A 14,525-nucleotide genomic window follows, 5' to 3' on the forward strand; every position below is an offset into this window, starting at 1 on the left:
CCGTGCCCATGCCCGACAATAATAATGACCTCACCCTCAGCGCCCCTCTTAGCGGACCGGTGCTGACCCTGGGCAACGTTCCAGATGAAGTGTTCGCCAGTGGCGCCATGGGCGACGGGATTGCCATTGACCCCCTCAACGACTGCCTGCATGCGCCGTGCGCTGGCGTGGTGATCCATGTTGCCCGTACCGGCCACGCCCTGACCATCCGCGCCGACAATGGCGCCGAAGTCCTGCTGCACGTGGGTATCGACACCGTCGAACTGCAAGGCGAAGGCTTCGCCTTACTGGTCAAGGAAGGTACGCGGGTCAGCAACGGGCAAGCCCTGGTGCGCTTTGACCTGGACCGCATCGCCCGCCAGTGCAAAAGCCTGGTCAGCCTGATCATTCTCACCAATGGCGAACAGTTCGAAGTGCGCCCGGTGGCGTTGAATACTGTGAAGGTCGGCGAGGCATTGCTGCGCATCGTCGCGCGTCAGGCTGGCGTCGTGCAGGCTGCGGTGGCCGACAACTCCCAGGCACATGCCAGCGCCAGCGTGCGCATCACCCATCGCGGCGGCCTGCATGCGCGCCCCGCCGCCCTGATCCGCAAGACCGCCCAAGGCTTCAGCAGCCAGTCGCAGCTGCATTTCGCCGGTAAATCGGCGTCGTGCGCCAGCCTGATGGGGTTGATGGGGTTGGGCATCGGTGAGCAGGACGAGATACAGGTCACCTGCCAGGGCAAGGATTGTGATGCGGCGTTGCAGGCACTGGTCGCAGCGTTATCCGTTGCCACCCACGAAGAAGTGCACGCCCCGGTGATCGTCGCGGCACGCCCGCTCAATACCGAAGCGGGCGTATTGCAGGGTGTCTGCGCAGCCCCCGGCCTGGTCTGCGGGCCGCTGTTCCGGCTCGACACCATCGAGCTGCCGCAGGACCCGGGTAACCATGCGCGTGATGAACAACTGCAACACCTGAACAGCGCCCTGGAACGGGTACGCGGCGAAATCCGCAATACCCTGGAGCACGCCCGCCAGCGCAAGGCCGTCGAGGAAGAAGAGATCTTCGCCGCCCATCTGGCCCTGCTGGAAGACCCGACACTACTGGACGCCGCCACTGGCGCCATCGAACAAGGTAGCGCCGCCACCCATGCCTGGCGCAATGCAATCCAGGCCCAATGCGCGGTGTTGCTGGGTTTGGGTAAACCCTTGTTTGCCGAGCGCGCCAACGATCTGCGGGATTTGCAGCAACGAGTATTGCGCGCACTGCTGGGCGAGGCCTGGCAATTTGAGTTGCCCGCTGGCGCCATTGTCGTCGCCCATGAACTGACTCCCTCGGACCTGCTGCAACTGAGCGCGCAAAACGCGGCCGGCATCTGCATGGCCGAAGGCGGCGCCACCTCCCACGTGGCGATCCTGGCCCGGGGCAAAGGTTTGCCGTGCGTAGTGGCATTGGGCGGCGAAGTGCTGGATGTACCGCAAGGCCAACGGGTGGTGCTGGACGCTGCCCATGGCCGCCTTGAACTGCACCCCGACGAGGCACGACACGCCGAAGTCCATCAGATCCGCGATGCGCAAAAGCTCAAGCGCCAGCAGCAACAGACCCTCGCCCGGACGCCGGCCCAGACCCTCGACGGCGTAGGTGTCGAAGTCGCCGCCAATGTGGCCTCCAGCAGCGAAGCACAGCTTGCCTTTGCAAACGGCGCCGACGGCGTCGGCCTGCTGCGCACCGAATTCCTGTTCGTTGACCGCCACACCGCGCCCGATGAACAGGAACAGCGCCTGGCCTATCAGGCCGTGCTGGATGCCATGGGCGACAAGTCGGTGATCATCCGCACCATCGACGTCGGCGGCGACAAGCAACTCGATTATCTGCCGTTGCCCGCCGAGGCCAATCCGGTGCTGGGCCTGCGCGGTATCCGCATGGCCCAGGTGCGCCCGGAACTGCTCGACCAGCAACTGCGCGCCCTCCTGCAAGTCAGCCCGCTGGCCCGCTGCCGGATCCTGTTGCCGATGGTCAGCGAAGTCGACGAGTTGCTGCACATCCGCCAGCGCCTGGATGAGCTATGTGCCGAACTGGAATTGACCCAACGCCCGGAACTGGGGGTGATGATCGAAGTACCGGCCGCCGCGCTGATGGCCGAACAACTGGCCGAACATGCGGACTTTCTGTCCATCGGCACCAATGACCTGTCGCAATACACCCTGGCCATGGACCGTGACCACGCCGGCCTGGCCGCCCGGGTCGATGCGCTGCACCCGGCGCTGTTGCGCCTGATTGCCCAGACCTGCGCAGGCGCGGCGAAGCATAGCCGGTGGGTCGGTGTGTGTGGCGCCCTGGCCTCCGACCCGCTGGCCACTCCCGTGCTGGTTGGCCTCGGGGTGCGCGAGCTGTCCGTGAGTCCGCCGCAAATTGGCGAAATCAAGGATCGCGTGCGCCATCTGGACGCCGCGCAATGCCGGCAACGGAGCCAGGAATTGCTCAACCTGAGCAGCGCCAAGGCCGTTCGCCAAGCCTGTCACCGCCACTGGCCATTGAGCTGACAACAACAAGAAAAAGGAGACTCGCCATGTACCAACTGTTTATTGAAGGCCTGCAACGCCTGGGCCGTGCGCTGATGCTACCCATCGCGATCCTGCCGATTGCCGGCCTGCTGCTGCGCCTGGGTGACACCGACCTGCTGAACATCGCGGTGATGCACGATGCCGGGCAGGCGATCTTCGCCAACCTGGCGCTGATCTTCGCCATCGGTATCGCCGTGGGTTTTGCCCGCGACAATAACGGCACGGCCGGGCTGGCCGGGGCGATCGGTTACCTGGTGATGATCTCGACGCTCAAGGTGATGGATACCACCATCAACATGGGCATGCTCGCCGGTATCGTCAGCGGCTTGATGGCCGGCGCGCTGTACAACCGCTTCAAGGACATCAAGCTCCCGGAATACCTGGCATTTTTTGGCGGGCGACGGTTTGTGCCGATTGTCACGGGGTTCAGTGCGGTCGGGCTGGGGGTAATCTTTGGGCTGATCTGGCCGCCGATCCAACACGGCATCAATAGCTTCGGCGTGTTGCTGATGGAAAGCGGCAGCCTCGGTGCGTTTATTTTTGGTGTGTTCAACCGCTTGCTGATCGTCACCGGCCTGCACCATATCCTCAACAACATGGCCTGGTTTGTGTTCGGCAGTTTCACTGATCCGGCGACAGGCGCGGTGGTGACCGGCGACCTGACCCGCTATTTTGGCGGCGACCCCAACGGCGGCCAGTTCATGACCGGCATGTTCCCAGTGATGCTGTTCGGCCTGCCCGCCGCGTGCCTGGCGATGTACCGCCACGCGTTGCCGGAGCGCCGTAAAATCATGGGCGGGATTTTCCTGTCGATGGCCCTGACATCGTTCCTCACGGGGGTGACCGAACCCATCGAATTTGCGTTCATGTTCCTCGCGCCGTTCCTGTTCCTGCTGCACGCGCTGTTGACCGGCCTGTCGATGGCCGTCACCAACCTGCTGGACATTCACCTGGGCTTCACCTTCTCCGGCGGCTTCATCGACATGGTGCTGGGCTGGGGCAAATCCACCAACGGCTGGCGGGTGGTGCCGGTCGGCGTGGCGTATGCACTGATCTACTACAGCGTGTTCAGCTACTGCATCCGCCGCTTCAACCTCAAGACGCCAGGACGCGAAGACATCGTCGTCGCACAGGCGCAAACCATGACCGACAACCAGCGCGCCGCCGCCTATATCAGTGCGTTGGGCGGTGCAGAAAATTTATTGAGCGTCGGTGCTTGCACGACACGGTTGCGTTTGGACCTGGTTGATCGCAACAAAGCGGCAGACACGCAACTGAAAGCGCTGGGCGCCATGGCAGTGGTACGGCCAGGCAATGGTGGCAGTTTGCAAGTGGTGGTCGGGCCGATGGCGGACAGCATTGCGGATGAGATCCGACTGGCCATGCCGTCGTTTGCCGCGACTGCGCCCGTGGCGGTTGCGCCTGTGGATAAGCCGGTCGAGGTGAATGTGCGGGAAGCCGAAAAATGGCTGGATGCCTTGGGTGGCCGGGCGAATGTGCGCCAGTTGGAAGTGGTGGCGATGACGCGCTTGCGGGTGGAGTTGGCAGATGACTCAGGCTTGTCTGAAGCTGATCTCACTGCGCGGGGCTGCCTGGGTGTACGCCAGCTAGAAAGCGGTGTCTGGCACCTGTTGATGGGTGACAAGGCACCCGGATTGGGTCAAGCGCTGGAACGATTGGTCAAGTGCCAGGCCTGAAGCGGTAGTGGCTGCAGGCTAGCGCCCAGGCCTGGCCCACCTATATACCGCCCACCGCCATCCCAGCTTTTCCATGCTGACGACTCTACTCCTCAGCATGGAAAACGGGCCTATGAGCACCGCTGACGTTACACCCCCTTCCTACGACGCGATCAAAGGTGATATTGCCAACATCGCCCGTCATTTACTGAAGGTCGAGCTGCCGCGAATCGGGCAAAAATCCTCGGCCTCGCTGGCCTTCCTCGAACAACTGAACACCACACTCATATCCGCCAACCGGGTGTTTTTCAAAAACAGTCGCGCCGCCTTTGAGGCGCTCGCCTCGGCCGACCTGCACACCGATGACGGCCGGCGAGTGCTGGACGCGCTCAAGCGTGAGCTGGCGCAGAGGCTGTCGGACCTGGAGGCGCGTGAGCTGATCTCGAATCAGTCGCGCAAGACATTCATGACCTATACCGCCGGTTTCACTGCCCTTGAACATCAGGCCAAACTGGGCGTCGAGGATCGCCTGTTGCACCGGGATGACTTCAAGGACGTGCAGAGGCTGAGCCTCGGCCCGCAGTTGCGTCCCGCGGCGTGGGCCCTGACGTTCCAGTACCAGGAGCACACCGTAGAACTGGCTGGTGCGTTTATCATCAGCTTACCGTTCGTGGCGCCGGTCAATGACCTGGCAACCTCAGCCTTGCCCGGCAGGGTCTTGTTGTTCACTCCCGTTCGCGGCCTGGAAGCCTTTGACTCATTGGGTGAACTCAACGCCCACTTGCTGCACGTCAACGAATTCAGCCAACTGCTCCCGGCGCGTTACCAGCATTTGCCGACGGTCGCGATCTGGCCGCTGGCCCTCTCGCCCATCAGCGACAAGCCGCTGTTCGAACACAGTTACGACAGCCTGCTGGAGAAACGCCGCCAGGACATCGAATGGGCATTGAACACCACGGACAACCCAGCCCACAGCGCAGCGCAGTTGATGCAGCGCCTTGAACGTGCGCTCCAGCAGACGCTGCCCGACCTGACGGCCTACCTGGAGCTGCGCGCCCAGGCATTATTGGAGCGACACTTGCGCCTGAGCGCTCCGGATTGGTATCGCAGCGCCAGCGTCACCCGGCGCCAGCTGCTCGCCGAGCACCTGGCCAGCTACAACGAGGCACGCCAGAACCTGCTGGACCTGTTCGGCCCCGCCGCCACCCCGCACGCCCTGGCGCGTTACCAGTTGCTCGAACGCCTGAGTGATGACCTGGACATTCACGATCTCGATCCCCAGCAACTGCACATCAGCACGCGTCGCCACGTGGTCGACGTCGGCGAATACGACGATCACAAAAATCTTGTCGAACTGGCCCTGCGAGGTCTGCACACCCATGATGAAGAACCGGGTAGCGCGTTTCTCACAAACACCCGGCTCACCTATGCCGGTGAGCCGCTTGAGGATGATTATGGATCGCTGACACCCGCGTATCTGGTTGAAGTGCTGACGCAACTGCAACCCCGCCTGGACTTTGCCAACGTTCAAAAATCCATCCAGCAACAGCCGCCGCTGAAAACCGCTATCGAGCGAATGCTCGACCAACGCATCCAGGCACTCGCGTATCTGGCCACGTTGCAGGGGCATATCAGCGATGACGATTACCGCCTCGTACAACGCCTGCGTGAAGGCAACGATGCGCAGCTGGAGGCGTCGAGTGTGTCGTTTCACGGCGCGCAACTGCGCGACCTGTGGGTGTTGCGCCAGCGCGATGCCAACGGATCGATCCAGCGTCTGTTGCTGTGCACGCCCGATGCGCCGAGCGGCATGCAATGGCAGAGGTTCAACAAAGAAGTCGACCTGCAGGCGCATATCCTCGGCTGGTGCCTGCACAACGGCACACCCGGCATGAGCGAATACGTATTGCAGCAGGTGCCTTTGCGTTTTCAACCCAAGCTGAAACAGCTGCTGACCGGCCTGAGCTTCAAGCCAGCGGCAAAGGAGCATGAAGAAATCACCTTCAATGCGCCGTGCAATCACGCCCAATGCCTGACGATCATGGCGGAACATCTGCTGAGCCGGCGAATCGATGATTACGATTACGCCACGCCGGCCTGGTATCGCTCGACGACGGCCGATCTGCGTAAAAAACTGGCGACCCAGGCCGACGACGCCGTCGGCGCCCAAGCCCTCTATCAGGCAGATACTCGATCCGAGGCGCACGTCCCGGCCTTTGAAACTTACGTGCACCAACAGGCCAAGGCACAACTAAACCGCCTGCTGGGCCGCGCGCAAAACGATATCGATCCGGATACCGTCTGGGCCTACGCCCCGCCTGAATTATTCGTAAAGCCCTCGGCGCCCATCAGCTATACGCAGTTGTTTCGTGACGGGCACGCCGACGGGATAGGCTTTATCAACGAGCAGTTTTCCCGGTCGGCCCGCTTCAAAGGCCCTCCAGGGCTTGATCTGAGCGCCTTGAGCCCGGAACAGGTGGCGCGTTCGGTCACGGGAGTCTGGATTGGCCAGCGCTATATCAACCTCGTCAAGTCGCAACTGCTCGACGAAACCCAGGCCGACTATCACTACCGACGCAACGCCACCTTGGCAATCACCCAGTTGCAATTGCGCAACGCCGCGCTGGAGTCGCGCTTGCTCGGCGACATTGCCGGGGTGGATCTGGACTGGCTGGAACGCAGCATCGATGCCATGGGCGACACCTCGGCCTCGGCACGCAGCACCTATCCGATCCATCGCCTGATGATCGATGGCGATTGGGTGATCGGCTGCTACCTGTTCAGCCACGCCGACAACCCGGTCTTGCTGTACACCCCGCAAGCCCCCGACGGCATCAGCTTTCGCGAAGCCCGGCAATTCAACTATCTGCTGAAAAAAACCAAAGGCATGCCCGGCTATCTGATGGAGCGCGTCGGCCTGCAGTCGCAGATGCGTGTCCGCACTTTTCTGCAGCGGGCTGCGGACAACCTCCCCGAACACATCGACAGTACCAGCCGCAGCACAGCGTTCTACGACTCGATCCACGCACTCCCCGGTGTGCCCGATCTGCGCAGACTGCTGTACAACATGAACATCCAGCGCAAAATCGACAACGTCAACGCGACGACCGTCAGCCGCACGCAGATGATCAGCGGCATTCTGTGGACTTGCGTCGAGTTGCTGACAGCTATTGCCACCGCGCCCTTTCCCGTTGTCAGCCTGAGCGTGGGCGCATTGCTGGCGTTCAAGGACGGCATGCTTGCCCTGCACGCCTACAACCAGGGTGACGCCGGTGCGGCGCTCGGGCATTACATCGGGTTTGTGCTCAATACCGCTGGCGCGCTGGCCACCGACTTGCGTCCGGCGCTGGGCCTCCTTGCCAAAGCGAGTCGGCCGCTACGCCAGGTCGCACGGACCGCCGAACAACGCCAGGCCATGCAGTTGATCGAACAGCTGGACCCGCCGCCGCTCACCCCGGCCACAATGCAGCCGGTCATCCATGAAGGCCAGTTGCTCTGGGCACCGAAAACACCTGACCCGATCGGACGCTACCTGCTCTACCGCGCAGATCCCACCAGCGGCAGACTGGTGTCCACCAGCCGCCTGGCAGCGCCGGATGCCGACGGACGTTGGGTACGTACCGGCGTGAAGGGCGGTGCTCCAGGACCTAAATATGAAAAGGTCCCCGAACCACTGCAACCCTTGGATCCGTACGAAATTCCCAAAAAGCACCTGCCCGAATTTGAGTTGATCCTCAACCCCGAATCGGTCAAACGGTTTCTGCGCCAACAAGCCGATTACGCTGAGCGGACCCGATTCTCTCTGGCCCTGCTCAACCAGCCCGCCTATGAGGCGTATCAAAAACAGGTCGCGAACCTGGCCAACGATGCAAAAAATTTCTTCACCTACCTGGACATCCCGCCGCCACGCGCCGACGTGTTGGCGCTGGAGGCCAGCACGCCTCACCGCACGCTGATCAAACAGCTGGTGGGCGAAAACAAAGGCCTGGTCATCGGCGAAATTCCCAGCTCCATTGCCAGCAAAAAATTCCTGATCGACAACCTCGACGCGTTCGTCGGGCAGAACATAAAACGCCTCTACCTGGAATACATACCGGGCGATGTGTTCGCGCCGAAGCTGGCAAAGCTCACGCCTGGCCGGTCGTCAATGCACCTTGATCGCCACCTCAACACCCTCGACGAGACTTTTGGCTTCAACAGGCATTCCCATTATTCGTACGCCATGCTCATTAAAACCGCGCGTAAAAAAGGCATCGCCATCAAGGCGCTGGACGCCACCACCTCGTACAAGCTCGACGATGCGCTGATGTTCGGTGACACGCCGCCCACTACGCCCCGGACCAACGACCTCAGAAACTTCTACTCGCATAAAGTCATTGAAGCCGACATCGCCGCTCACCCGGATGACGGCTGGATTGCACTGGTTCATCAAACCCGCATGAGCACTTTCAATCAGATTCCGGGCATGGCCGACCTGCAAAAAACCATCGCCCTGCGCATAGAAGATGTGGGGCCGAACCAGCCGGTGGGGATCTGGGCAGATACCGCTGGCGGCATACCGGAAGACGCACTTGCCAAAGCCGACTACCGACTGACGATGCGCACTTCCTACAAAGGCATCGCCACTGCCGGGCCTTCAACAAGTCCGGTATCGCCTTCGACAAGCGTGCTTGCCAAGTTCGACCTGCCTCCCGAGTTTCACGACCGCGTGCTGCAAATGATCCGGCACCCAGATGGGCTGGACACCCGCTATGTTCCCTCTGACGCTGAAGGTCGCCGCGCAATCAGTGCCTTTAAAGAAACCCGCCTTCGGCTGCAGGATCACGCGCAGACATACTTTAAGAACCGGACGGCGACTGCCAGGTCCGCCTTGCCTGAAATAAAACCCGATACCTCGGCCGACACGTTCATCCGTCAGATTTTCAAACGTGACGCCGCAGGATTGGTGATCGGCGAAGTTCACAGTGACCAGTCGAGCAAGGCGTTCCTGATCAAGCACATGAGTACGTTTGAGCAACTGGGGGTCAAGACGCTCTATTTCGAACACCTGCCAAGCGACCTGTTCCAGCGGGATCTGGATACGTTTTTCAAGACCGCCCTGTTGAACAGAAAACTGGAACAGTACCTGGCAGCGCTGAACAGGGGACACATGCTCGGGTACGAGGGCGGTAGTCACTTCACCGCTGTCATCGAGAAAGCAAACAAACACGGGATTCGCATCAAGGCGCTGGACTGCACAGCCAGTTACTACCTCAAAGGTCTTGTGGACAGTGAAGGCCTGAACCGCAACAGCCTCTTCAGCTTTTATGCATCACAGGTGATCGAGGCCGACCAGGCCGCACAAGGCGCTCACAAATGGGTGGCCTTTGTCGGCAATGCCCACACCAATACAAACAAGGGTGTACCCGGGCTGGTGGAGTTGCATGATGCGGTCAGTCTCTACGTACGGGACGTTGCGCCGTCACCGTCACCGCCCACCGGTATCCACCCCGACACCTGGGAGATCAACACGGGCCTGAAACCCGGTGCCGCCCGAAGCGATTTCACCTTGAAAGTCGGTGTAGAAGGCCGGCGGTCATCGCCGTTCTTCACCACAGCCGACAGGTCGCGATTAAGCCGCCCTGGGTACTTTCTGATAGAAAACCCTTCAAGCACTGAAATGAACCTGCTGCATCATTCCAGCAGCGGTGAAATTGTATCGACCCCTATCCAGATCGACGATAACGGGTTGTTTTTCATTGATCGTTGGCACTTGAAGGACAAGCGCTTCATCTCGCCAAAAACCCTGGAGAGCGCCCTCAGGTTTGAAGTCAACTTGACACCCGCCCCGTAAAACTGCGACTACGGTCACCAAGCCAATAAAAAACCCGCCGGCCCAAAGGGCTCGACGGGTTTTGTGTTGCTGCAGTACCCGGATCAGAAATCCGCCAACTGCCACACCTCATAGGCCGGTGTCTCGTAGGGATGGCTGAGCTTCAACGCGGCCACAACGGCCTTGATCAACGCATCCGCCACCACCAGCTCAACCTTCCATTCCTCGACTGCTTCAACTTGCCCGACCTGGCCAATAAACGGCTGGCTGCCGTCCAACGCCCGGAACTGGCCCTGGCCCAGCACTTGCCAGGCACAGCTGTCGTAGTCGCCGATGCGCCCGCCGCCAGCAGCGAAGACGGCGGTTTTCACCGCCTCTACATGGCTGTCGGGCACAAAGAAGGCGAGCTTGTACACCGTCTTAGTTCACCCAGACGCGCGCGTTGCGGAACATACGCAGCCAGGCGCCGTCTTCGTTCCACTCTTCCGGGCGCCACGAGTTCTGCACGGCGCGGAACACACGCTCCGGGTGCGGCATCATGATGGTCACGCGACCGTCGCGGCTGGTGAGGCCGGTGATCCCGCGCGGCGAGCCGTTCGGGTTGGCCGGGTAGCTTTCGGTGACCTTGCCGTGGTTGTCGACGAAACGCAGGGCCACGGTGCCGGACAGATCGGCTTCGAGCAGTGCTTCTTCGCTTTCGAACTCGGCATGGCCTTCACCGTGGGCGATGGCGATCGGCATGCGCGAACCGGCCATGCCTTGCAGGAAGATCGAGTTGGATTCCTGCACCTGCACCATGGCTACACGGGCTTCGAACTGCTCGGAACGGTTGCGCACAAAGTGCGGCCAGAACTCGCTGCCCGGGATCAGTTCGCTGAGGTTGGACATCATCTGGCAACCGTTGCACACCCCCAGGGTGAAGCTGTCGTTACGTTCGAAGAAACCCTGGAACGCATCGCGGGCACGGCTGTTGAACAAGGCCGACTTGGCCCAGCCTTCACCGGCACCCAGCACGTCGCCGTAGGAGAAACCACCGCAGGCCACCAGGCCTTTGAACTCGTTGAGGTCAACGCGACCGGCGAGGATATCGCTCATGTGCACGTCGATCGCATTGAAGCCGGCGCGATCGAATGCAGCCGCCATTTCCACCTGGCCGTTGACGCCCTGCTCACGCAGTACGGCAACCTGTGGGCGGATGCCTTTCTTGATGTAAGGCGCGGCGATGTCCTGGTTGACGTCGAAGCTGAGCTTGGTGCTCAGGCCCGGATTGTCTTCTTCCAGGATCACGTCGAATTCCTGCTCGGCGCAGTCGGCGTTGTCACGCAGGCGTTGGATCTGGTAGCTGGTCTCGGCCCACTGGCGTTGCAGCAGGCGGCGCTGGCCGGCAAACACGGTATCGCCATTGAACGAGATATTGATTTCGCCGTTGTTGATCGGCTGGCCGATCACCGCCACGCAATCGTCCAGGCCAGCGGCGCTGAATTGTGCGAGTACATCCGGGGTGGCGTCCTGGCGCACCTGGATCACGGCGCCCAACTCTTCGTTGAACAGGATGCCGTTGATTTCGGCAGCATCCTCGGCAACGCTGTCGAGCACGATGTTCAGGCCGCAGTGACCGGCGAACGCCATCTCTACAACGCTGGTCAGCAAACCGCCGTCGGAACGGTCGTGGTAAGCCAGCAGGTGGCCGTCGGCGTTAAGGCCCTGGATCACGGCGAAGAAGGCTTTGAGGTCTTCCGCATCATCGACGTCCGGCGCGTGTTTGCCGAGCTTGCCGTGGGTTTGCGCGAGGATCGAGGCACCCATGCGGTTCTGGCCACGGCCCAGGTCGATCAGGATCAGATCGGTGGTGCCCTTGTCCATGCGCAGCTGCGGGGTCAGGGTCTGGCGGATGTCGGTGACCGGTGCAAAACCGGTAACGATCAGCGACAGCGGCGAGGTGACGCTCTTGTCCACGCCTTCATCGTTCCAACGGGTGGCCATGGACATCGAGTCCTTGCCTACCGGAATGGTAATGCCCAACTCCGGGCACAGCTCCATGCCGACCGCTTTGACCGTGTCGTACAGGCGTGCATCTTCACCCGGGTGACCGGCCGCGGACATCCAGTTGGCCGACAACTTGATGTCGGACAGCTTGCCGATGCGCGAAGCAGCGATGTTGGTGAGGGTTTCACCAATGGCCATGCGGCCCGACGCCGGGGCGTCCAGCAAGGCCAGCGGGGTACGCTCGCCCATGGCCATGGCTTCACCGGTGTAGACGTCAAAGCTGGTTGCGGTCACGGCAACGTCAGCCACCGGCACCTGCCATGGGCCGACCATTTGGTCACGGGCCACCAGGCCGGTGATGCTGCGATCGCCGATGGTGATCAGGAAGCTTTTGCTCGCCACGGCCGGGTGATGCAGCACACGTTCGATGCTGTCGGCCAGTTCCAGGGCGCTTGGGTCGAAATCATCGCCCAGCTCGGCTTCACGTACCGCCGAACGGTGCATGCGCGGGGCTTTGCCCAGCAGCACTTCGAGCGGCATGTCCACCGGGCTGTTGCCGAAGTGGCTGTCTGTAACCGTCAGTTGCGGCTCGGCTGTGGCTTCGCCGACCACGGCAAACGGGCAACGCTCGCGTTCGCAGATGGCCTGGAAGCGCGCGAAGTCTTCAGGGCCGACGGCCAGCACATAACGCTCTTGGGATTCGTTGCTCCAGATTTCGTGCGGGGCCATGCCCGGCTCGTCGTTTGGAATGTTGCGCAGTTCGAAACGGCCACCACGGTCGCCGTCGTTGACCAGTTCCGGGAAGGCGTTGGACAAACCGCCAGCACCGACGTCGTGGATAAAGCTGATTGGGTTCTTGTCACCCAACTGCCAGCAACGGTCGATGACTTCCTGGCAGCGACGCTCCATCTCTGGGTTTTCGCGCTGTACGGAAGCAAAGTCCAGGTCCGCCGAGCTGGTGCCGGTGGCCATGGAAGAAGCCGCGCCGCCGCCCAGGCCGATCAACATCGCCGGGCCGCCGAGCACGATCAGCTTGGAACCGACCAGGATCTCGCCTTTCTTGACGTGTTCTTCGCGGATGTTGCCCATGCCGCCGGCCAGCATGATTGGCTTGTGGTAACCGCGCACTTCATCACCGTGAGGCGTGGTGATGGACTGTTCGAAGGTACGGAAGTAACCGGTCAGTGCCGGGCGCCCGAATTCGTTGTTGAACGCGGCACCGCCCAGCGGGCCTTCGATCATGATGTCGAGGGCGGTGACGATGCGCTCAGGCTTGCCGTACGGCACTTCCCACGGCTGTTCAAAGCCAGGGATCTGCAGGTTGGACACGGTGAAACCGGTGAGGCCCGCCTTGGGCTTGGCGCCACGGCCGGTTGCGCCCTCGTCACGGATTTCGCCGCCCGAACCGGTGGCTGCGCCTGGGAACGGAGCAATCGCGGTCGGGTGGTTGTGGGTTTCGACCTTCATCAGGATGTGCACCGGCTCCTGTACCGCGCCGTACTGGCGGGTCTCCGGGTCCGGGAAGAAGCGGCCGGCGACGGAGCCGACGATGACCGAGGCGTTGTCCTTATAAGCCGACAGAACGCCTTCGCTATGCATCACGTAGGTGTTCTTGATCATGCCGAACAGGCTTTTTTCCTGGCTCTGGCCGTCGATGTCCCAACTGGCGTTGAAGATCTTGTGACGGCAGTGCTCGGAGTTGGCCTGGGCGAACATCATCAGTTCGATGTCGTGGGGGTTGCGCTGCAAACCGTTGAAGGCGTTGACCAGGTAGTCGATCTCGTCTTCGGCCAGGGCCAGGCCCAGTTCGGTGTTGGCCTTCTCCAGGGCGGCGCGGCCGCCGCCGAGCACATCAATCGCGGTCAGCGGCTTGGGCTCGGCGTGGCTGAACAGACCGGCGGCCTGTTCGAGCTGGCTGACGATGATCTGGGTCATGCGGTCGTGCAGGCTGCTGGCGACCAGCTCGGCCTCGGCATCGCTGAACTGGCCGGCGACGTAGAAGGCGATACCGCGCTCCAGGCGCTGGATTTTGTCCAGGCCGCAGTTGCGGGCAATGTCGCTGGCCTTGCTCGACCAGGGCGAGATGGTGCCGAACCGCGGCAGAACCAGGAACAAGCGGCCGGTCGGCTCTTGAACGGGAACGCTTGGGCCGTACTTCAGAAGGCGTGCCAGCACTTGCTGTTCGTCGGCGGTCAATACGCCGGTAACGTCGGCGAAGTGAGCAAATTCAGCATACAGGCCTGTAACCGCTGGAACCTTCTGGCTCAGTTGTTCAAGGAGTTTGCTGTGGCGAAAGGCAGAAAGGGCAGGAGCGCCGCGCAGGATCAACATCTTCGGGACAGCCTCGGGAAGGGGTGTGCTTTGAGGCCGTGCATTCTAGCGTAAACCATCGCTAACGGCACCCGAAACGGCATCGCCGGCTGCTGCCGAACGTCAGTTGGCAGGGTCGGGGCATTATCCAAGGCATTCAGCGCAGTTATTTTAACCGTCACAATTACCCGCCAAGCC

Annotated in this window: 5 protein-coding genes; 3 read left to right on the plus strand and 2 right to left on the minus strand. The window is 61.6% G+C overall.

Annotated elements, in window-relative coordinates; all coding sequences use genetic code 11:
- The first annotated feature begins 8 nt into the window (after window positions 1–8).
- The 3 genes from ptsP (at window position 9) to NDJ82_RS23995 (ending at window position 10,052) form a co-directional block, all read left to right on the plus strand.
- Window positions 9–2,522 carry a phosphoenolpyruvate--protein phosphotransferase gene (gene ptsP / locus NDJ82_RS23985; protein WP_250926426.1) on the plus strand — a complete coding sequence of 838 codons (2,514 nt, stop codon included), beginning with the start codon at window positions 9–11 and terminating at the stop codon, window positions 2,520–2,522.
- Window positions 2,523–2,548: 26 nt separating this feature from the next.
- Window positions 2,549–4,240 (plus strand): N-acetylglucosamine-specific PTS transporter subunit IIBC, encoded by a 1,692-nt coding sequence (nagE, locus tag NDJ82_RS23990; protein WP_250926427.1) that lies wholly within the window; start codon window positions 2,549–2,551, stop codon window positions 4,238–4,240.
- 112 nt (window positions 4,241–4,352) lie between these two features.
- A complete protein-coding gene (locus tag NDJ82_RS23995; protein ID WP_250926428.1) occupies window positions 4,353–10,052 on the plus strand; it encodes a membrane-targeted effector domain-containing toxin in 5,700 nt (1,899 codons plus the stop codon).
- 83 nt (window positions 10,053–10,135) lie between these two features.
- On the opposite strand, the gene NDJ82_RS24000 is transcribed toward NDJ82_RS23995, so the two are convergent.
- Both NDJ82_RS24000 and purL read right to left on the minus strand, forming a co-directional pair.
- Entirely contained in the window at window positions 10,136–10,447 is a 312-nt protein-coding gene (locus NDJ82_RS24000) for a YqfO family protein (protein ID WP_099585589.1), read from the minus strand.
- A gap of 4 nt (window positions 10,448–10,451) precedes the next feature.
- Entirely contained in the window at window positions 10,452–14,348 is a 3,897-nt protein-coding gene (gene purL / locus NDJ82_RS24005; RefSeq protein WP_099585590.1) for a phosphoribosylformylglycinamidine synthase, read from the minus strand.
- Between the last annotated feature and the right edge of the window lie 177 nt (window positions 14,349–14,525).

Origin of the sequence: Pseudomonas sp. SR18 (genome assembly GCF_023701505.1) — a bacterium.
Taxonomy (GTDB): domain Bacteria; phylum Pseudomonadota; class Gammaproteobacteria; order Pseudomonadales; family Pseudomonadaceae; genus Aquipseudomonas; species Aquipseudomonas cyclaminis.

Excerpts from the sequence above, each read along its gene's own strand:
- ptsP (WP_250926426.1), top strand. The coding sequence starts at position 9 with ATGCCCGACAATAATAATGACCTCACCCTCAGCGCCCCTCTTAGCGGA.
- nagE (WP_250926427.1), top strand. The coding sequence starts at position 2,549 with ATGTACCAACTGTTTATTGAAGGCCTGCAACGCCTGGGCCGTGCGCTG.
- NDJ82_RS23995 (WP_250926428.1), top strand. The coding sequence starts at position 4,353 with ATGAGCACCGCTGACGTTACACCCCCTTCCTACGACGCGATCAAAGGT.
- purL (WP_099585590.1), bottom strand. The coding sequence starts at position 14,348 with ATGTTGATCCTGCGCGGCGCTCCTGCCCTTTCTGCCTTTCGCCACAGC.